Raw genomic sequence first — 18,753 nt, 5'->3', positions numbered from 1 at the left:
CGATGCGTGAGCGGTCAAAAGCGAGGGCGAGTGGTCAGGACTCGCCCTCAGTGGAGGGAAATATGTGATTGAGATCACTAAGAATAATCCAGCACTGCCGGGCGTGGCCGTCCACACCCGTGCGGAACCTCAGCGTTTTTTGCGCAACGGCATTACACCGCGGCTTCCATCTCCAGCATCACCGGATGGAAACGGCGCCTGAAGTAGATCAGGCCGTGCCCCTCGCCGCTGAGGATGATGTTCTTAATTTCAACGAGGTAAACCAGATGGGTTCCGATAGTTTGCACCTGGGCTATCTCCCCTTCCAGGCTTGCCAGCGCCCCTTTCAGTACCGGCTGCGCCAGCGGGCCTTTCTGCCAGCAGGAGAGGGCAAAGCGCTCCTCCATTGCCATGCCCGTCATCCCGGCAAAGTGGCGGGCCATGATCTCCTGCTCGTGGTTCAGCACGTTAACGCACAGCTTGCCGTTGCCCTGAAAGACCGGGTTCATGGCGCTGCTGGCGTTGATGCACACCATCAGCGACGGCGGCGTGTCCGTAACGGAACAGACGGCGGTGGCGGTAATGCCGCAGCGACCGGCCTCGCCCTCGGTGGTGATGACGTTGACCGCCGCCGACAGGCTGGCCATCGCGTCGCGAAAACGCAGGCGTTCTTCTGATTGCATTGAAACCTCCCGCTGCGTTATTTCAGCAGCTTATCCAGCATGTTGATATCGGTGTTGTTGTGCAGGTGCGATACGGTCCAGCCGTGCTGGTCGTACTCGGACATGCAGCGGTCGACCATCGCCATCATCTTGTCCATGTTGCCCGAGCTCTGCGCCTGGCGCAGGCACTGAAGGCGAATTTCGTCCTGGCTCCCGGAGTAGTTGATTTCGTACAGCTCGTGACGGCCGCCAAACTCGCTGCCGATGGCATCCCACATCAGCTTCAAAATCTTGATGCGCTCGACGTGATCCATGCCGTTGGAGCCGCGCACGTATTTCGCCAGGTACTGGTCGATCTGCGGGTTGTTCAGATCCCGCGCGCTGGACGGCAGGTAGATCAGCCCGGAGGTGACGTTGCGCTCGATGATGTTCTTGATCTTCGCGTAGGCCATTGGCGCCATCACGCGGTAGGTCTGCAGCGCCGCGTGATCGGGCAAGTACGCGCCGTTGACCCACGGCGTGGCTTCGGAGCACATGGAGTCGCTCAGCGCCCAGAACATGTTGCGCCAGGCGACCACTTCGCCCAGATCCGCCTGCACGCCGCGGAACTCGAGGGTGCCGGTGCACTCCAGCGATTTCTTCAACAGGGCGGTGATAAAGTCGAGCTTCACCGCCAGACGCACGCAGGCCTGAAGCGGGTACATGCGGGCGAAGCCCCCTTCCATCGTCCAGCGGCGGCAGCGGTCGAAATCACGGTAGATCAGCACGTTTTCCCATGGGATCAGCACGTGATCCATCACCAGGATCGCGTCGTTCTCGTCGAAGCGGCTGGAGAGCGGGTAGTCGTACGGGGAGCCGGTGGCGCCTGCCACCATCTCGTAAGAGGCGCGGGAGATCAGCTTCACGCCCTCGGCGTCCATTGGCGCGACGAACATCAGCGCGAAGTCCGGGTTTTCACCCATCACCTGCGCGGAGCCGAAGCCGATCATGTTGTAGTGGGTCAGCGCGGAGTTGGTGGCCACCACTTTTGCGCCGCTGACGATAATCCCGGCATCGGTCTCTTTCTCGAGCTTGATGTAAACGTCTTTCACCTCGTCCGCCGGCTTGTGGCGGTCGATAGGCGGGTTGACGATGGCGTGGTTAAAGTACAGGCCGGTTTCCTGAATGCGGGTGTACCAGCTGCGGGCGTTCTGCTCGAACTGGCCGTAGAAGGCCGGGTTAGCGCCGAGCGCGCAGCCGAACGCGGCTTTATAGTCCGGCGTGCGGCCCATCCAGCCGTAGCTCAGGCGCGACCACTCGGCGATGGCGTCGCGCTGCTGGCGCAGGTCGTCGGCGCTTTTCGCCACGCGGAAGAACTTATGGGTATAGCCGCCGCTGCCGGTGTCGGTGCCCCAGCAGAGCGTATCCTGCATGTCCGGCTTGTGCAGGGCGTCGTACATCTGCGCGATGGACGCCGCCGCGTTGCGGAATGCCGGATGGGTAGTTACGTCTTTGACGCGCTCGCCGTAGATATAAATCTCACGACCGTCCTGCAGGCTTTTTAAATACTCTTCACCCGTTAACGGACGTTTGGCATCGGCGCGGAACTCTTCAGGCTTCATAGGGACCTCGTATCGGAAGATGGTTGTTAAATTTATGTTTTGTTTTTGTTGTTTAATTGAAGCGTGAGAAGGGCGGACCGTGAAGGGACGATTGGGACAACGGCGGGTACTTTTCGGGTGGTGAGGGGATTTGTGATCGTTGTCCCCTCACCCTAACCCTCTCCCCAAAGGGGAGAGGGAACAATTACACCCTCTCCCCTTTGGGGAGAGGGCCGGGGGGAGGGGAAACCGGTACTTTCTGCGCCCGATAGGCGCTCGGCGAGCACCCCACTAAACGGTTAAAAAACCGGGCAAAATAGGCCGGATCCTTAAACCCCAGCTGCCAGGCTATCTCGCTGACCGCGCTGTCGGAGAAGAGCAGCAGCCGCCTGGCTTCGCGCAGCTGCCGGTCGAAGATCAGCCGCTTCGGCGGACGGTTGGCGAAGCGGCGGCAGATATCGGTCAGGCGGGATTCGGTCAGGTGCAGCTCGCTGGCGTATTCCGGCACCGTCCAGTGCTGGTGGTAGTGGGCATCTATCAGCTGGGTAAAGCGCTGGAACAGCTTCAGCTCGCCGCGCATGCCGCCTGAAGCGTGGTCGTCGAGCTTCGCGTTGCGCAGCAGCAGGGTAAAGACCGCCTGGGCCAGCAGGACCAGAGTATGCTCGCGACCGGGCAGCTGCTCCGTGGATTCCCGGGCAATCAGCTGCCAGTAGTGCCTGAGCGCCGCCAGCTCGTCAGGCTTGTCGGCCATCGAGAGGCAAATCCCCGGCAGGCCGAACGCTTCCCGCGTGCCGGGGTAGAGCACCTCCAGCAGCGGCCAGATCAGATCTTCCTGCACCGTCAGCACGTGGCCGTCGCTGTCGGATTCGGTAATAAACGCGTGCGGCACCGACGGCGGGGTCAGAACAAACAGCGGCGCCTGCACCGAGTAGCGATGATCGTCGAGCTGGAGCTCAATCTGCCCGGTATCGAGAAAGTGCATCTGAAAATACTGGTCGTGGCGATGCGCCTGCATGTCGCGGCCAAAAAAGGCCGCCATGCGGGCGAACGACTGATAGTGCACATCGTCGGTGCCCAGACTTTCGTCGTATTCCTTGCTGATATCAATGTTGGCGATGGGGCTCTGGCACATGATCGTTCCTCTGTTGATCCCGCTGCGTCATCGGGATGCGCGTCAGCACCAGCGCGCCCACCACCAGCAGCCCGGCCACGAACCACAGCCCTGAGCTGAAGCTGCCGGTCGCGTCGCGCAGGATCCCAATCAGCAACGGGCTGACGGCGGAACCCACGTTACCGATGGCGTTGATCACCGCCAGGGCTACCGCGCGTGACTGCAGGCTGATAACCCGATCCGGCGTGGTCCAGAATATCGCCATGGCGGTAAACGATCCGGTTGAGGCCATGATGATGCCAAGGAGCTGGATCATGCTGTGATCGGTCGCCGAGGCCAGCATCCAGCCTGCCGCCGCAAACAGGTACGGCAGGATGGTGTGCTTTTTTCGCTCTTTCAGCCTGTCGGAGCGGCGGCTCCACCAGATCATCCCGAGGATGGTGCAAAACTGCGGGATCGCCGCCAGCAGGCCGATGGTGATATTGCTGCTGCCGGTGTTGAAGCTTTGCAGGATCTGCGGCGTCCAGATGTTGATGGCGCTTAACGTGTTGGTCAGGCAGAAGTAGGCCAGGGTGTAGAGCAGCACGGCGGGCGTCAGTACCTCGCGAAGCGTCGAGCGCGGCGTGGCGGCGTGCGCAATCGCCATTTCCTGCTCGCGGGCGATCATCGTTTTCAGCGCCTGCTTTTCGTCATCATCCAGCCAGGTAGCCTGATCCGGCGTGTCGTTGAGGTAGAACCAGGTCACCACGCCGAGCACTACCGACGGCAGTCCTTCCAGCAGAAACAGCCACTGCCAGCCCTTCAGGTTCCACAGCCCGTCCATCGCCAGGATGTACCCGGAGAGGATCGAGCCGAGCATCATGGTCACCGGCATGGCGATCATAAACAGCGCGTTGGCGCGGGCGCGGTGATACGCGGGGAACCACCAGGTGAGATAGACCAGGATCCCCGGCAGGAAGCCCGCTTCGGCAATGCCCACCAGCATACGCAGCACGTAAAGCGTTTCCGGGCTGGTGGCGAACATGGTGCAGGTGGAGGCGATGCCCCACACCACCATGATCCCGGCGATCCAGCGGCGCGCGCCGATCTTCGCCAGCATGATGTTGCTCGGGATCCCGCACAGCACGTAGGTGACGTAAAAGAGCGTCGCGGCCAGGCCAAACATGGTCGACGTAAGGCCCAGATCTTTGCCCATCGTCAGCCCGGCAAAGCCGATGTTGATGCGGTCGAGAAACGAAAAAACAAACAGGATAAAGAGAAACACGATTAAACGACGGAACAGCTTATTTATAACGCGATGTTCAACAGCTTTGTTTTGCAGGGTTGAGGTCGTCATGTTGCGCTCCACATCGTACGTTTAGTAGACGGATTTATTGTTATCAACAGCTGTGGTGACGTCGGTAAAGCGGGCTGCCAGCGCTTCCGCGCCGCGGGCGAGCAGGGTGGTATCCACGCCGACCGCAACGAACAGCGCGCCGAGTTCGAGATAGCGTTTGGCCAGCTGCTCGTTGGCCATCAGGATCCCGGGCGCTTTTCCCGCGCTCAGGATCTGCGCGATGGCCTGCTCAATGGCCGCCTGCACCTCCGGGTGCTGCGGATTACCGGCATAGCCCATGTCGGCGCTCAGATCCGCCGGGCCGATAAACACCCCGTCGACGCCGTCCACGTCCAGGATCTGCGGCAGGTTTTTCAGCGCCTCGCGGGTTTCGATTTGCACCAGCACGCACATGGCGTCGTTGGCCTGGTGCAGGTAGTCCGGGATGCGGTTCCAGCGCGAGGCCCGCGCCAGGGCGCTGCCGACGCCGCGAATGCCCGCGGGCGGATAGCGCGTGGAACGGACCGCCAGACGGGCCTCCTCGGCGTTTTGTACCATCGGCACCAGCAGGGTTTGCGCACCCACGTCCAGCAGCTGTTTGATCTGCACCGGATCGTTCCACGACGGGCGCACCACCGGCTGGCTTGGATAAGGGGCGATGGCCTGCAGCTGGGTTAACACGGTCTGCACGCTGTTCGGCGCGTGCTCGCCGTCAATCAGCAGCCAGTCGAAGCCTGCTCCGGCCAGCAGCTCCGCGCTGTAGCTGCTGGTCAGCCCCAGCCATAAGCCGATTTGCGGGCGGCCTGCCTGCAGCGCCGCTTTGAATGCGTTTTGCATGAATGTCTCCTTACACAAAGCGGCAGCTGATGGAGCCCATATTGCCGTAGTCCACGTGGAAGGTGTCGCCTCTGCTGGCGGGCACCGGGCGGGTAAAGGAGCCGCCGAGGATGATCTGCCCCGGCTCAAGCTGCACGTCGTACGGCGCAAGCTTGTTCGCCAGCCACGCCACGCCGTTGGCCGGGTGGTTGAGCACCCCCGCGGCGACGCCGGTCTCTTCGATGACGCCGTTGCGGTAGAGCAGGGCGGAGATCCAGCGCAGATCCAGCTCGTCGGGCTTAATCGGGCGACCGCCGAGGATCACCCCCGCGTTGGCGGCGTTATCGGAGATGGTGTCGAACACCTTGCGCGGGCGCCGTGTCTCCGGGTCGACGTTGTGGCAGCGGGCGTCGATCAGCTCCAGCGCGGGTATGACGTAATCCGTAGCGTTGTAAACGTCGAAGATGGTGCAGTTCGGGCCGCGCAGCGGCTTGGCCAGCACGAACGCCAGCTCCACCTCGATGCGCGGAACGATAAAGCGATCGACGGGGATGTCGCTGCCGTCGTGGAAGAACATGTCGTCCAGCAGCGCGCCGTAGTCCGGCTCGCTAATCTGCGAGCTGGCCTGCATCGCTTTCGAGGTGAGGCCGATCTTGTGGCCCTTCAGCACGCGGCCTTCGGCGATCTTCAGGCTCACCCATTCGCGCTGTACGGCGTAGGCGTCTTCAATCGTGATCTCCGGGTACTCCAGCGAGATCGCGCGGATCTGCTCCCGGGACTGCTCCGCCTGATGCAGGCGGTGGGCGATCAGGGTATGGGTGTGTTTATCGAGCATGGCGATATCCTGTTTTATGTTTGTTTTCTCCCTCTCCCCGTGGGAGAGGGACGAGGTGAGGGCATCGGGCCGCAGAGGTATCCCCTCACCCTAACCCTCTCCCAAAGGGAGAGGGGACGGTGTTACGTAAACAGCGCGTGCACGTTGTTTTGCTTGTAATTGAGCGTCGGGTGCAGTTCGTCGAGCTCAAACGACAGCGCCAGATAGCGGGCGGCCATGAGGTCGGCAAAATGCGCTTTGATCAGCGCAAACAGCATTTCACCCACCGCTTGCCGGCTCTCAAGGCTGCGCCCGGAACCAATCTTCAGCGTCATATGGACAAAGGCGTAATTGTGCCTGCCGTCGGCCATCTGCCAGGTATCCAGCCAGTGGGCGCGGCTGCGGATACCGCCGATGGGGAAAATGCCGGTGGCGGCCAGCGCCTCGTTCACTTTGGCGAACAGCCCCGGCAGGTCAGCCTGCTCGCGGATGTTGTCGGTACATTCGGCTATAAAGTGCGGCATGGTGGCTCCTTATGCGGGCAGCGGGAAAACGGCGTTGACCTGGCCGGTGCCGGAGCTGGCGAACAGCTCGGTGAGGAACTCCACCTTGCCGTCGTAGTTATCCCAGCCGAGCATGCCCAGCAGCATCACCGTGTCGTGCATGTTGCCCTCGCCGTAGCAGTAGTCGGCGTACTCCGGCAGCATGCTGCAAAACTCCTTAAACTGGCCCTCGCGCCACAGCTTCACTACCCGCTCGTCCATCTGACGGTCGAACTCGCGGGTGTAGCTGTTCATTCCTTCTTCCGCCCGCTGGTCGTCGATAAAGCGGTGCGACAGCGAGCCGCTGGCGAGCACCGCCACGGTGCCGTCATATTTTTTGATGGCGCTGACGATGGCCTCGCCCAGCCTGCGGCTGTCGGCGAAGTCGTGAACCGTGCAGAACGCCGAGATGGAGACCACCCTGAAGTGCTTATCCGCGTTCATGTAGCGCATCGGCACCAGCGTGCCGTACTCCAGCTTGAGGCTCGGAATGTTGTGCGCTTTGGCGCGCACGCCAAGCTTTACCGCCTCGTCGGCGATCAGCTGGCCGAGCTCCGGGTTGCCGTCGTAGTCGTAGGCCATGTCGCGGATAAAGTGCGGCAGCTCGTTGCTGGTATAGACGCCTGAAAAATGGTCCGCGCAGTTGATGTGGTACGCGCTGTTCACCAGCCAGTGGGTGTCGAACACGATGATGGTGTCCACGCCCAGCTCGCGGCAGCGCTTGCTAATTTCCTTATGCCCGTCGATGGCCGACTGGCGGCAGCCGTAGTTTTTTCCCGGCAGTTCAGAAAGATACATCGACGGTACGTGGGTAATTTTCGCCGCTAACGCTAACTTGCCCATTGTCAGATCCCCCATTTTGGAATCGGATGGTCGCCCATGGAGATGCAGACGTTCTTCATCTCCGCGAAGACTTCAAAGCTGTACTCGCCGCCTTCGCGCCCGGTCCCGGAGGCCTTCACGCCGCCGAACGGCTGGCGCAGGTCGCGCACGTTCTGGGTATTCACGAACACCATGCCCGCTTCGATATTGCGCGCCAGGCGCAGCACCTTGCTGACGTCCTGGGTCCAGATGTACGACGCCAGGCCGTACTCCACGTCGTTGGCGAGGCGCAGGCCTTCCGCTTCGTCCCTGAACGGCAGCAGGCAGGCCACCGGCCCGAAGATCTCCTCCTGCGCCACGCGCATGCGGTTGTCGACGTCCGCCAGCACGGTCGGACGCAGGAAGTTCCCCCCCTTCAGGTGCGCGGGCAGATCGGTCGGCTTGTCCGGGCCGCCCGCCAGCAGGGTCGCGCCCTCCTCAATGCCGAGGCGGATATAGCCGGAGACTTTCTCCCAGTGTGGCTTGCTAATCAGCGCGCCAATCTGGGTGTTGGGATCGGTCGGATCGCCCACGCGCAGGCGGCTGGCGCGCTCGGCGAAGCGCTTCACGAATTCGGGGTAGATGCTCTGCTGGATGAAGATGCGCGAGCCCGCGGTGCAGCGCTCGCCGTTGATGGAGAAGATGGTGAACAGGGCGGCGTCCAGCGCGCGTTCGATGTCGGCATCCTCAAAAATCAGCACCGGGGATTTGCCGCCCAGCTCCATGGAGTATTTCTTCAGCCCGGCGTTTTTCATGATGTTGCGCCCGGTGGCGGTGCCGCCGGTGAAGGAGACGGCCCGCACGTCGTGATGGCGCACCAGCGCATCGCCTGCCGTCGCGCCGTAGCCCTGAACCACGTTCAGCACCCCCGCCGGAATGCCCGCCTCCAGCGCCAGCTCGCCCAGACGGTCGGCGGTCAGCGGGGAGAGTTCAGACATCTTCAGCACCGCGGTATTGCCCAGCGCGAGGCAGGGGGCGACCTTCCAGGTGGCGGTCATAAACGGCACGTTCCACGGCGACACCAGCGCGCAGACGCCCACCGGCTGCACCAGGGTGTAGTTGAGCATCTTGTCGTCGACCGGGTAGGTTTTGCCGTTCATCTGCTGGCACACCTCGGCGAAGAACTCGAAGTTGTGCGAGGCGCGGGGGATCAGCACGTTTTTGGTCTGGTGGATCGGCAGGCCGGTATCGGCGGTTTCCATCGCGGCAATGTCCGGCACGTTCTGGTCAATCAGATCGCCCAGGCGACGCATCAGGCGCGCGCGCTCCTTCATCGGCAGGTTGGCCCATTTCGGGAACGCCTCTTTGGCGGCGGCGACGGCCTGATGAACCTCGGCTTCACCGCCGGAGGCCACTTCCGCTAATACCTCGCCGGAGGCCGGATTAGTGGTGTGGAAGTACTCGCTTCCGGCGACGTTTTTACCGTTGATCCAGTGGTTAATCTTTTTCATTTTGTCGTCTCCTCGCTGACAATGCGGTTCACCAGGCGGCCCACGCCCTCCACTTCCACCACCACCTCATCGCCCGGTACCACGTTGGACAGCCCCTTCGGCGTGCCGGTGGCGATCATGTCGCCCGGCTGCAGGGTCATAAAATCGCTCAGGTACGCAATCAGGTACGGGATGCTGAAAATGAGATCTGCGGTGGTGCCTTCCTGGCGCAGCTCGCCGTTGACGAAGGTGCGCAGGGTGAGGCTGTGCGGGTCGGGGATCGCCGCTTTCGGCACGATGTTGGGGGAAATGGGCGTCAGCCCGTCGCGGCTTTTTACCCGCAGGTTCGGGCGGTAGTAGTTTTCCAGGTAGTCGCGGATGGCGTAGTCGTTGCAGACCGTATAGCCCGCAACATAGTCCATCGCTTCGGCTTCGCTGACCTTGCGCGCGGTTTTGCCGATGACCACCACCAGCTCCGCTTCGTAATGCATGTATTCAACGCCGTTCGGGCGCACCGAGGTCTGGCTGTCGCCGTTGAAGGTGTTCGGCGCTTTGATAAACACCAGCGGCTCGGTCGGCGGCCTGAAGTCCAGCTCGCTGGCGTGATCGGCATAGTTCAGGCCGAGGGCAAACAGCGTGGGGTGCGGGGGCGCGCTTTGCGCGAGGGCGACGTCGCGTTCATCAACCACCGGGTTTTCCAGCGGCGGGAAACCTTCTGCCAGAATGCGTACCCGATCGCCCGGGCGGATCTCAACGCGGTTTTGCGGGGTGCCGAGCAATATCGCATCCCCGGGGTTCAGGGTGGCAAACTCGCTCAGGGCGCTCAGCAGTTCGGCGGCGCCGCGGTGCAGATCGGCGGTGCTCCAGCGATCCGCTTCGCGGCCGTTGATTTCGGTGACGATGGTCAGGTTATCGACGTTGCCGACGGCAGCCAGCTCGCCAGTCGGGCAAAACCCGTCCCGACATTTGGCCTTGATGGCCGGGCGGTAGAAGCTCTCTTCCGGCAGGCTCACCTCGTTGGCCAGCGCATATCCCGCGATGTACGCTGCGGCATCCTCCACCCGTACCCTGCTGGCGGTTTTACCCACCACCAGCGCGACCGTCGCGCCGCTTAGCACCGTTTCGCCCTGCGGGAAGGGGATCGGTTCGCCTGAGCGGATCGCGGTGTTGTGCGGCTTGATAAACCATACCGCCGTTTGTGGCGGCGCGTTGTAGGGGGCTTTTTCAAAGGCGTCAGCCCAGGCTTCTCGCTGGCTTCGGTGGTTTAGCGCCACGGCAAAAACGGTACCTTTCATTGACATACTCCTCTGGCCGGATGACCGGTTTGGATTTCATTAATATGTTAATGATCTGGTTTTATGCTTTTGCTGTTCGTTTCGCAATCAGAAGTGAATAATTTGTGATATGAATAACAATAAATTTACATATAAGGATTAAAAGCTATTAAAATTAACGTGTTAAAAAAATGGCGCTGATTCTGTTAGACTTTTTGAGTTAAAACGTGTTGTTTATAAAAACGTCTTTTTTGGATTGTTTACTTGTTAATGATGTGAGGGGAAGGCTATGCATGATTCATTAACCATCGCGCTGCTGCAGGCGCGGGAAGCGGCGATGGGCTACTTCCGCCCGATTGTGAAGCGGCATAACCTGACCGAGCAGCAGTGGCGCATTGTGCGCGTGCTGGCCGAGCATCCCTCCATGGATTTTCACGACCTGGCCTTTCGCACCTGCATTTTGCGCCCGAGCCTGACCGGCATTCTGACGCGCATGGAGCGCGACGGCCTGGTGCTGCGCTTAAAGCCGGTAAACGACCAGCGCAAGCTGTACGTGTCGCTCACCAGAGAGGGTAACGCGCTGTACCAGCGTGCTCAGGCACAGGTGGAAGAGGCATACCAGCAGATTGAGGCGGAGTATACGCCGGAGAAGATGAAGCAGCTGACGGCGCTGCTGGAAGAGTTTATTGAACTCGGAAACCGGCATATTGCCGCGCGGGACGAAGAGTAAAAACCCTAAATTCCAGGATGATTTTCGTAAAGTTTTCCCTTACCAGGCCGAAAATTCTGTTATCTGTCTGAGGAAAACGAAAACATGTTAAACCGTATCAAGATTGTCACCAGCTTAATGCTGGTTTTAGCGATATTTGGCCTTTTACAACTCACGTCCGGTGGTCTTTTCTTCAATGCCCTGAAGCACGACAAAGAGAATTTCACCATCCTGCAAACCATTCGCCAGCAGCAGTCCACCCTGAACGGCAGCTGGGTGGCGCTGCTGCAAACCCGTAATACCCTGAACCGCGCGGGTATCCGCTACATGATGGATCAGAACAATATCGGCAGCGGCTCAACCGTCGCCGAGCTGATGCAGATTGCAACGGCGTCTCTGAAGCAGGCGGAAAAAAACTGGGCGGATTACGAAGCGCTGCCGCGCGACCCGCGCCAGAGCGACGCTGCGGCACTGGAAATTAAACGTAACTACGATATCTACCACGGCGCGCTGGCTGAGCTGATCCAGCTGCTGGGTGCCGGCAAAATCAACGAGTTCTTCGACCAGCCGACCCAGAGCTATCAGGATGGCTTTGAGAAGCAGTACGTCAGCTATCTGCAGCAGAACGACGCGCTGTATCAGACCGCGGTTGAAGACAGCAACAGCTCTTATCACCAGGCTATCTGGGTGCTGATTAGCGTTCTGGTTGCGGTGCTGGTGGTGATTGTAGCCGTCTGGCTCGGCATTCGTCAGGCGCTCATCTCTCCGATGACCCGTCTGATCGACAGCATTCGCCATATCGCCAGCGGCGACCTGGTGAAGCGCATCGACGTGGAAGGCACCAACGAGATGGGTGAGCTGGCCGACTCCCTGCGCCATATGCAGGGCGAGCTGGTCCGCACCGTGGGCGACGTGCGTAACGGCGCGAACGCCATTTACAGCGGCGCGAGCGAAATCTCGATGGGCAATAACGATCTCTCTTCCCGTACCGAGCAGCAGGCGGCGTCGCTGGAAGAGACCGCAGCCAGCATGGAGCAGCTGACCGCGACCGTGAAGCAAAACGCCGAGAACGCCCGTCAGGCGAGCAACCTGGCGCTGAGCGCATCCGAAACCGCGCAGAAAGGCGGGAAGGTAGTGGATAACGTAGTGCAAACCATGCGCGATATCGCCGGCAGCTCGCAGAAAATCGCCGATATTATCAGCGTGATCGACGGCATTGCCTTCCAGACCAACATCCTGGCGCTGAACGCGGCGGTAGAAGCGGCGCGTGCGGGCGAGCAGGGCCGCGGCTTTGCGGTTGTTGCGGGTGAAGTGCGTAACCTGGCGCAGCGCAGCGCCCAGGCCGCCCGTGAAATCAAGAGCCTGATTGAAGACTCCGTGGGCCGTGTCGAAGTGGGTTCTACGCTGGTGGAAAGCGCCGGTGAAACCATGGGTGAAATCGTGAACGCGGTCACCCGCGTGACGGACATCATGGGCGAGATTGCCTCTGCGTCTGACGAGCAGAGCCGCGGTATCGACCAGGTCGGCCTGGCGGTGGCGGAGATGGATCGCGTGACCCAGCAGAACGCCTCGCTGGTAGAGGAGTCTGCTGCTGCGGCAGCGGCGCTGGAAGAGCAGGCGAGCCGTCTGACGCAGGCCGTGGCGGTGTTCCGCATTCAGCAGGAGCAGCAGAAAGCGCGCGAGTTCGCTTCTGCGAAAAGCGTTGCGGCACCGGTAGTGGCGCGTAAACCGGCGACCGCGGACGCGGGCGATAACTGGGAAACGTTCTGACGCCGCGCGTTACGCCGGTGACGGTTTGAGTGTGCCCGAGGCCCGGTAAGCGCAGCGCTACCGGGCGATATTAGAGAGGCAGGCGCATGGCGCAGCGGTCGTCTGACGCTAACCCGTGCGCGGTCTCTTCTTCCCTTTTCTGGCGCAGCTCCGGCGTCAGCGTCGTCACCCTTTCAAAGCCCAGCCGGGCATAAAATGGCGCATTCCACGGTACCTCGCAAAAGGTTGTTAGCGTCAGCGAACGCAGGCCGAGGCTGCGGGCATGGGCGGCGGCGCGGGCGATGAGCTGGCGTCCAGCCCCTTTTCCCTGCCAGTCCAGATCGACCGAGAGTTCCTCAATAAACAGCGACGTTGGATGGGCTTCTGCGAGGATAAAGCCCACGGGGCGATCGTCTGCCAGCGCCAGCCAGCTTAGTCCGCGCGCGACGTAACCGAGGTGCACTTCAACGGAAATAACGTCGCCTTCGGCCAGCCAGGCCAGTGCCGGATAGTCGCGAAAACGCCGGCCCGCCGCGCGCTCGATGGCGGGCAGGGCGGCAACGTCGTTGACAAAAGTGGGGCGAATGCGAATGTTCATGGCTGGAAGTATAGCCTGAGCGGCCGACGCTACACTGAGCAGATCAGCACGGGCGAATAAAAATTGCTAATGACCAGCGCGCCCTGGGGCGTGCGCTCTATCGTCAGGAGCCTTTTTTTCCCCAGCGTCAGGCCGGCGACATACTTTTCAAATACTCCCGGCGGCATGGCGTCATGGCTAAAGCGCTCCACTTTTTGAATGACGATTTCATACAGTTCTCCCTCCACCTGGCGCCACTTAAACATCTCCTGACGAGACACTTCCCAGCTCTGGGGGGCGTTCTCAACGTTACCGTTTAGCGTAATGTAGCCCGTTTTATCGGGTTGAAAACGCATAATAACCTCACCGTCAAACGTGAAGGCATGGCTGTCACGTTTGTCGGAGAACGTCAGGTTTCCATCGCAGGCCACCGACAGCGGAGGCGTGTAAAAGTACCACGCCAGCGCGGAGCCCAGAAGCAACAGGTTGAGTACCAGTATTAGCCAAACTTTTTTCTGTCTCATATCACCACTCGTAATAGAAAAGCGTCCGGCAGGCGCTGGCTTTACCCCGGGCAAGGGAGCATTGGGATAGCACCAGCCGCCCTTCGTGACCGTAGAACAGCGTTCTCTGAATGTGCATGTAGAAGATTGAATTTTTCAGGCACGGCAAATGACCGTCTCGCTGAAGGGTTTGCGCCAGCGCAACCGCCCTCCCGTGAAACACATCTGCCAGCGGCGTAAAGGTGTAGACCGGACACGCGCCAATATGGGTGAGCAAATGGATTTCGCTCTGCGGGGCTTCTGGCTTGACGGCCGTTATCCAGACGCACAGCGCGACGATAGCGAGCGTGAGCGCGCCGCAGAACAGCAGTTCAGGCCGAATGCGCCAGGCGGGTTTCGCCGTTTCGGCCGCCGGGGCCTCCTCTTCCAGCGCCGTTACCGTGACGTCCGCGCAGAGCATAAAGCCCGTTTTAGGCACCGTAACGATAAACAGCACGTCGGGAAGCAGGCTGGCCAGCATTTTGCGCAGGATGCTGATGTACTGGTTTAACGAGTTGTTGGATCCCTGAAGCCCGCGCTTATCCCAGACCTCACGGAGAAACGTTTCCCGTTCGATGACGTTCCCATGATGCTTTACCAGCAGCTTCAGGATGGTATTGGCCGTACAGGTGAGGAGCTGCGCATCCTCTTCCGGCGCATTAACGGGAGTAACGGTACCGTCCTCGTCGTTGTAAACGAGGGCATCAGCGAGCAGGTATTTCATAATTTGTTGTAATGCAGACAGAGATAATTAATTAAAAAAGAGAAGGCATTACGCCTTCCTAAGCGGAACTGCTGGTTATTTTAGCGCCATTGTTACCGATAACATTGATCCAGACGGTTTTTTGTGTCGTTTAATAAGTCAGCGTAATTATCACGTCGTCAATAAACTCCCCCGTACCGCTCAGGGGCTGGGCCGGTACTTCTCCGTAAACGGTGAAGTTCTGCGTCCCGCCGGCGGGGTTGGTGACCTGTAGCGTATCGCCGCTGCTTTGATCGCCCCAGCTTTGCGTGGCCGCGGCATCCTGCCAGAGCGCATAGCGCAGGCACTGGCCCTCATCGTTGCAAAGCTGCCGCCGATCGCCGCTGGCATGATTGCCTTTTCCCATGGCGAGCGTGAATGCGGTTCCGGCCGGACAGCGCGTGGTGAGGGTTGCCGTGGAGCGCGTCGGGCGCAGCGTGGCGGCGCTGGTTAAGGTGCCGAAGTTGAGCGGGGTGACGCGCTCTATGTAGCACCCTTCGCTGATTTCGGCCTGGGCATTGCTCCCGCCCTGCACCTGTTCCCCCTCCGCGGAGCCGTCTGCACAGCTTTGCAAGGCGTCCCGGCGGGTGGCGCTGTGCCAGGCGATGCGCAGATTCATGTTGTAGTTGTAATAGTGGGTCGCGGGGAGCTGGCTCTGCCCCGCCGGAAGGGTGGCGATAAGCGGAAAGCTGCCGCTGACGCTGGCATTGCTTTGCGCCATGACGGTCTGCTGGATGAGATTTCCGCTGCTGGCGGGCCCCAGCTCCTGGGCGCGCGCGATGCCGTTAAGCAGGCGAAACAGCAGGGTATATTGTTTACCGTCCCCGTCGCCCAGCGAGAGCATCTGAAAGGGCGGGGCGTCAATGCTGCTCAGGCAGACGTTGATATACTCTGCCGTGCCGTAGTTGTCGGCCTGACAGCTAAATTTTACCTCGGTGCTGGTCGAGGCAGCGTTGCCCGCTACGACATTGCCAAAGTTGATGACGGCGGGCGAGGTTATCCAGCATGCCGCCGCAATCGCCTTCATGGAAAGCACGGGCAGCAGCAGTAACGACGCTTTTAATGACACGGCTGTTCTCCAATATTCATTACGGTTGACGCGGCGCGCGGGGCCGGAAGCGTGACCCGGCACTCGCCCTCACCGGTTTTCACCACCAGCTCACCGGGCAGGGGCGGATCTTCAAGCCAGATAAACCCGTCGCGTCCCACGATGGTGGCGCCGTGCGGCGTTGACACGACGCTGCCCAGCGGCAGCGGCCGGCGACGCGCGTCCACCAGCCGGGCCTGAACCGTCACGGCGTAATGGACGTTAAAATCGACTTTCACCGCGCTGCCGTTGCCCGGCCTGGCATACATGTCGGTGACGGGCGCGATCGCGTCGGGGGGCAGATCCAGCGGATCGATGGTGACTTTACTGTTGTGATAGCGGGGCAGGTCGGTCAGCAGAAGGTACCCGCGCTCATCGGTTTCGCCTGCCCGGCGGTTTTCCAGCATCACCGGCACGTGGCCGATACCGCGCGTGGAGACCAGCGCCAGCCCCTGCTGGTTGTAGCGCAGCGCGTGCAGGCTGTGGTCCAGCAGCGTTACGCTGCCTTCGGCGGAGGCGTACTGGCTGCCTGTGTTAGCGCCTTGCTCCAGCCCGGCGTGCCACTCTCCGGCGCGGCCAAGGTAGCCCACGTCTGCATACCTTTCCCGATTTTTGCCAAAGCCCTGTCCCAGCTGCCAGGACCAGCCGCCAGCCTGATTGTCTGGCTGATGGCGATAATCCATACGCGGGGACTCCCGGCTAGCCTGAGCGGAAAGCGTGTCATGATGGCCAAACGGAACGGAGAGCATAAGCTGAACGTTACTCGACGAGTCCGTAAACGAGCGCGTGTAGCTCAGCGTGCTGGAGAGGTGGGCCGGCAGCGAGACGGTCCAGGAGGCGTTGAGGTAGCGCTGGGTATTGCCCTGGAAATGTTGTTGAACCCAGCCCGCACCCAGCGTACCGACGTGGGGAACGGCGTGGCTTACCCAGACGCTATCGCTGCGTCTGACGGGGACGGCACCGCTCATGCGAGCGTTATCGGCGAACGCGGCATCGGTACGAACGGTGCTGGCGGAAATGCCCGTCCCGTTACCGCTCCACTGCCAGCCAAGACCCCACTGCATTCCCTTACCGTAGGGACTGTCGCTTAGGGCGATGTGCGGGCTGAGAATGCCCGTAGCCGGGGAGATCAGCCAGTCCGCGCCGGCGCCCGCGTTACGCAGCTTTCGCTGCTGTTCCGTATGCAGCGCCATCGTCAGCTGGTTATTCACGCCATAACGCCAGCCGGCGTCGAGCATAGGCGAGGCGGCATAGTCATCGGAGCGCAGGGCGTAGTTTTGCCGCATCCAGCCGATATCCAGTGAGCCACTGCTCAGCCCTTCCGCCAGCATTCCCGGCGCGCCGTACAGATCGAGCTGGACGGTGCGCCGCTGGCCGTTGATGTCGGTAATGACCACCTGCGCCTGCCCGCTGCCGGTAAAAGAGGGCAGGGTATCCAGCAGAAAATCCCCCGGCGTTACGCGCTGGCTGCTCTGCTTAAGCCCATCGATGTAAAGATCGACCGTTGAGGGCAGGACGGCCGTGTCGCTGTAGCGGCTGCGCGGTTCGGTGTTGAGCTGGGGATTCAGCTCAAAATTACGCGCCCAGTGCAGGCCGCCAAAGCGTACCTGTCGGCTCCAGCGGGTGCCGGTAGTGATACTGTCCCCCAGCGCCAGGCTGGTGAGCGAGTCCGTGTTGTCCCGCTGCCAGCGGGTTTCAAGACGCGTGTGGGCGGGCCGTCCCGCGCTGTTTTCCTCTCCGGCATGGCTGGAAAAGCTGCTGCTGAAGGTGCCGGGCAGCATTCCGGAGGCGGTCAGCATGGTCTGGGCGTTAAGCTGTCGTTTCCCCTCTGACTCGCTGGCATAGAGCGCGTAGCCGAGCGTCAGCGCGCTGATGGGCTGTGCCTCAGGATAGCGGTACGGCGAGGGCGGCCTCCCGAAAGCCAGGTGCTGCTGCCCCGCGAGCGCCTTCGCTCCGGCGGTAATTGACACCTGCTGAGAAAGTAAATCGAGGCTGACCCTGAGGTCCGGCAGGGACGTCAGTTCAATCCACTCGTTGTGGTTATCCGGGGCGCGAAGCCCCAGTTTTTGCATGTCGCTGCGGCTAATCCACAACGCGTCACCCGCTACCCGGCAGGCCCACAGCTCGCCACGCAGGGCGTGGTTCACGGTGATGGCCAGCCATTGCACGGTGTCAGCGGTGGATTCAGCCCGGGCTGACAGCATGAGCGGTAGCCAAAGCAGGAGCGCGAGCGGCAAGCGGGCGCAGAGGTATCTGGCTGGCATTGTGATCGTCATTGATGTAGGCGCGTAGCGCGCTGAGCGTATGGCGTGGAGCGTGCCTGAATGTCAGAAGCGCGGTCTGTCCCGGCAGTACGTAGCCCGCCAGGCCTTTAATCGAGGCCACAGCCTGCCCGCTGGCCGTCAGGGCCTGAAGGTGGCTAAGGCGAATATGGCTGTTTCCGGCGTTATAGCAGCGGATAGTCGCCGGGGTGTCCGCCTGTTCACAGCTCAGGGCATCGCGGCTGACGGGCGCTGTCTGGTTTCCGGCAATGAAGACCGGAATTGAGTAGCGCAGCAGGAAATGCACCGCGTTGGGGCTGGCCGCGCGGGCCGCTGCATCCGGCAGCTCATCGATGACTAGCCGGTAGCTTTGCTCCTGTTCATTCAGGCCCGGCCGCATGACGATAATACGCACCAGCTGCTGCTGGCCCGGCGCCAGCGAGGTCATCGCCGGGCTGCTGACCACCTCCTCGGTGGCGGCCAGGACGTCTTTACCGTTTTTCTGGCTCCACTCGTACACCCGTATCTGCGCATGGATGGCCGATTTCCCGCTGTTAGTGAGGTAAACCGCCGTTGCTCTTTGCCCGCTCTGGAGATCGAGCGTTACAGGGGCGACCTGAAGCGTGGCGGCCAGCGCGTAGCGTGACAGCAGCGCCAGCATCATGAGCCAGATAATGAAGCAGGGAAGATAGCGTCGCACGA

General features: G+C 61.2%; 18 protein-coding genes. 2 read left to right on the top strand and 16 right to left on the bottom strand.

Annotated elements, in window-relative coordinates; all coding sequences use genetic code 11:
- Positions 1-152: 152 nt before the first annotated feature.
- The 10 genes from OWK27_RS13315 to hpaG all read right to left on the bottom strand — a co-directional run bounded on the left by OWK27_RS13315 (position 153) and on the right by hpaG (position 10,405).
- On the bottom strand, positions 153-662 hold the full coding sequence (locus OWK27_RS13315; RefSeq protein ID WP_148422047.1) for a 4-hydroxyphenylacetate 3-monooxygenase reductase subunit: 510 nt from the start codon (positions 660-662) through the stop codon (positions 153-155).
- 17 nt (positions 663-679) lie between these two features.
- Positions 680-2,242, bottom strand: coding sequence for a 4-hydroxyphenylacetate 3-monooxygenase, oxygenase component (gene hpaB / locus OWK27_RS13310; RefSeq protein WP_267590541.1), 1,563 nt, complete (start codon positions 2,240-2,242; stop codon positions 680-682).
- Between the two features lie 184 nt (positions 2,243-2,426).
- Complete coding sequence (hpaA, locus tag OWK27_RS13305) at positions 2,427-3,353, bottom strand: 4-hydroxyphenylacetate catabolism regulatory protein HpaA (protein ID WP_267590540.1); 927 nt, start codon at positions 3,351-3,353, stop codon at positions 2,427-2,429.
- The gene (gene hpaX, locus OWK27_RS13300) at positions 3,325-4,668 is read right to left on the bottom strand and encodes a 4-hydroxyphenylacetate permease (RefSeq protein ID WP_267590539.1); all 1,344 of its coding nucleotides are present in this window, start codon (positions 4,666-4,668) and stop codon (positions 3,325-3,327) included. Before hpaX ends, hpaA begins: the two co-directional genes overlap by 29 nt.
- 21 nt (positions 4,669-4,689) lie before the next feature.
- On the bottom strand, positions 4,690-5,484 hold the full coding sequence (hpaI, locus tag OWK27_RS13295; RefSeq protein WP_267590538.1) for a 4-hydroxy-2-oxoheptanedioate aldolase: 795 nt from the start codon (positions 5,482-5,484) through the stop codon (positions 4,690-4,692).
- Positions 5,485-5,494: 10 nt separating this feature from the next.
- Complete coding sequence (hpaH, locus tag OWK27_RS13290; RefSeq protein WP_148422040.1) at positions 5,495-6,298, bottom strand: 2-oxo-hept-4-ene-1,7-dioate hydratase; 804 nt, start codon at positions 6,296-6,298, stop codon at positions 5,495-5,497.
- A gap of 122 nt (positions 6,299-6,420) precedes the next feature.
- Complete coding sequence (locus OWK27_RS13285) at positions 6,421-6,801, bottom strand: 5-carboxymethyl-2-hydroxymuconate Delta-isomerase (RefSeq protein WP_267590537.1); 381 nt, start codon at positions 6,799-6,801, stop codon at positions 6,421-6,423.
- 9 nt (positions 6,802-6,810) lie between these two features.
- Positions 6,811-7,662, bottom strand: a complete 852-nt coding sequence (hpaD, locus tag OWK27_RS13280; RefSeq protein WP_267590536.1) for a 3,4-dihydroxyphenylacetate 2,3-dioxygenase — start codon at positions 7,660-7,662, stop codon at positions 6,811-6,813.
- A gap of 2 nt (positions 7,663-7,664) precedes the next feature.
- On the bottom strand, positions 7,665-9,131 hold the full coding sequence (hpaE, locus tag OWK27_RS13275; protein WP_267590535.1) for a 5-carboxymethyl-2-hydroxymuconate semialdehyde dehydrogenase: 1,467 nt from the start codon (positions 9,129-9,131) through the stop codon (positions 7,665-7,667).
- On the bottom strand, positions 9,128-10,405 hold the full coding sequence (hpaG, locus tag OWK27_RS13270; RefSeq protein ID WP_267590534.1) for a 4-hydroxyphenylacetate degradation bifunctional isomerase/decarboxylase: 1,278 nt from the start codon (positions 10,403-10,405) through the stop codon (positions 9,128-9,130). Before hpaG ends, hpaE begins: the two co-directional genes overlap by 4 nt.
- A gap of 268 nt (positions 10,406-10,673) precedes the next feature.
- On the opposite strand from hpaG, the gene hpaR reads away from it, so the two are divergent.
- Together hpaR and tsr are read left to right on the top strand one after the other, a co-directional pair.
- Positions 10,674-11,114, top strand: a complete 441-nt coding sequence (gene hpaR / locus OWK27_RS13265) for a homoprotocatechuate degradation operon regulator HpaR (protein WP_148422030.1) — start codon at positions 10,674-10,676, stop codon at positions 11,112-11,114.
- An 84-nt stretch (positions 11,115-11,198) separates the two neighbouring features.
- Positions 11,199-12,863 carry a methyl-accepting chemotaxis protein gene (gene tsr, locus OWK27_RS13260; protein WP_267590533.1) on the top strand — a complete coding sequence of 555 codons (1,665 nt, stop codon included), beginning with the start codon at positions 11,199-11,201 and terminating at the stop codon, positions 12,861-12,863.
- A gap of 70 nt (positions 12,864-12,933) precedes the next feature.
- Here the strand turns inward: tsr and OWK27_RS13255 are convergent, their stop codons facing one another.
- From OWK27_RS13255 to OWK27_RS13230, 6 genes are all read right to left on the bottom strand, one after another.
- Positions 12,934-13,440: a GNAT family N-acetyltransferase gene (locus tag OWK27_RS13255; RefSeq protein WP_176608781.1), complete on the bottom strand. Its 507-nt coding sequence runs from the start codon at positions 13,438-13,440 to the stop codon at positions 12,934-12,936.
- A 29-nt stretch (positions 13,441-13,469) separates the two neighbouring features.
- Positions 13,470-13,943 (bottom strand): hypothetical protein, encoded by a 474-nt coding sequence (locus OWK27_RS13250; RefSeq protein ID WP_148422025.1) that lies wholly within the window; start codon positions 13,941-13,943, stop codon positions 13,470-13,472.
- A gap of 1 nt (position 13,944) precedes the next feature.
- On the bottom strand, positions 13,945-14,685 hold the full coding sequence (locus OWK27_RS13245; protein ID WP_242173731.1) for a winged helix-turn-helix domain-containing protein: 741 nt from the start codon (positions 14,683-14,685) through the stop codon (positions 13,945-13,947).
- 130 nt (positions 14,686-14,815) lie between these two features.
- The gene (locus OWK27_RS13240; protein WP_267590532.1) at positions 14,816-15,772 is read right to left on the bottom strand and encodes a spore coat U domain-containing protein; all 957 of its coding nucleotides are present in this window, start codon (positions 15,770-15,772) and stop codon (positions 14,816-14,818) included.
- A complete protein-coding gene (locus OWK27_RS13235; protein ID WP_267590531.1) occupies positions 15,763-18,054 on the bottom strand; it encodes a fimbria/pilus outer membrane usher protein in 2,292 nt (763 codons plus the stop codon). The genes OWK27_RS13240 and OWK27_RS13235 overlap by 10 nt, the downstream gene beginning before the upstream one ends.
- Positions 17,975-18,751 carry a molecular chaperone gene (locus tag OWK27_RS13230; protein WP_148422020.1) on the bottom strand — a complete coding sequence of 259 codons (777 nt, stop codon included), beginning with the start codon at positions 18,749-18,751 and terminating at the stop codon, positions 17,975-17,977. The genes OWK27_RS13235 and OWK27_RS13230 overlap by 80 nt, the downstream gene beginning before the upstream one ends.
- Positions 18,752-18,753: the final 2 nt, after the last annotated feature.

Origin of the sequence: Enterobacter cloacae complex sp. 2022EL-00788, assembly GCF_026627565.1 — a bacterium.
In the GTDB taxonomy this organism is placed as follows: Bacteria; Pseudomonadota; Gammaproteobacteria; order Enterobacterales; family Enterobacteriaceae; genus Enterobacter; species Enterobacter pasteurii.
Note: the sequence above shows the minus strand (reverse complement) of the source record. Positions and strands in the feature narration are given on the sequence as shown.

What these genes read in the sequence shown, in the direction of transcription:
- hpaX (WP_267590539.1), bottom strand. Translation starts at nt 4,668, where the DNA reads ATGACGACCTCAACCCTGCAAAACAAAGCTGTTGAACATCGCGTTATA.
- hpaG (WP_267590534.1), bottom strand. Translation starts at nt 10,405, where the DNA reads ATGAAAGGTACCGTTTTTGCCGTGGCGCTAAACCACCGAAGCCAGCGA.
- OWK27_RS13235 (WP_267590531.1), bottom strand. Translation starts at nt 18,054, where the DNA reads ATGCCAGCCAGATACCTCTGCGCCCGCTTGCCGCTCGCGCTCCTGCTT.
- OWK27_RS13285 (WP_267590537.1), bottom strand. Translation starts at nt 6,801, where the DNA reads ATGCCGCACTTTATAGCCGAATGTACCGACAACATCCGCGAGCAGGCT.
- OWK27_RS13255 (WP_176608781.1), bottom strand. Translation starts at nt 13,440, where the DNA reads ATGAACATTCGCATTCGCCCCACTTTTGTCAACGACGTTGCCGCCCTG.
- hpaA (WP_267590540.1), bottom strand. Translation starts at nt 3,353, where the DNA reads ATGTGCCAGAGCCCCATCGCCAACATTGATATCAGCAAGGAATACGAC.
- OWK27_RS13250 (WP_148422025.1), bottom strand. Translation starts at nt 13,943, where the DNA reads ATGAGACAGAAAAAAGTTTGGCTAATACTGGTACTCAACCTGTTGCTT.
- hpaR (WP_148422030.1), top strand. Translation starts at nt 10,674, where the DNA reads ATGCATGATTCATTAACCATCGCGCTGCTGCAGGCGCGGGAAGCGGCG.
- OWK27_RS13245 (WP_242173731.1), bottom strand. Translation starts at nt 14,685, where the DNA reads ATGAAATACCTGCTCGCTGATGCCCTCGTTTACAACGACGAGGACGGT.
- hpaD (WP_267590536.1), bottom strand. Translation starts at nt 7,662, where the DNA reads ATGGGCAAGTTAGCGTTAGCGGCGAAAATTACCCACGTACCGTCGATG.
- hpaE (WP_267590535.1), bottom strand. Translation starts at nt 9,131, where the DNA reads ATGAAAAAGATTAACCACTGGATCAACGGTAAAAACGTCGCCGGAAGC.
- OWK27_RS13315 (WP_148422047.1), bottom strand. Translation starts at nt 662, where the DNA reads ATGCAATCAGAAGAACGCCTGCGTTTTCGCGACGCGATGGCCAGCCTG.
- hpaI (WP_267590538.1), bottom strand. Translation starts at nt 5,484, where the DNA reads ATGCAAAACGCATTCAAAGCGGCGCTGCAGGCAGGCCGCCCGCAAATC.
- hpaH (WP_148422040.1), bottom strand. Translation starts at nt 6,298, where the DNA reads ATGCTCGATAAACACACCCATACCCTGATCGCCCACCGCCTGCATCAG.
- hpaB (WP_267590541.1), bottom strand. Translation starts at nt 2,242, where the DNA reads ATGAAGCCTGAAGAGTTCCGCGCCGATGCCAAACGTCCGTTAACGGGT.
- tsr (WP_267590533.1), top strand. Translation starts at nt 11,199, where the DNA reads ATGTTAAACCGTATCAAGATTGTCACCAGCTTAATGCTGGTTTTAGCG.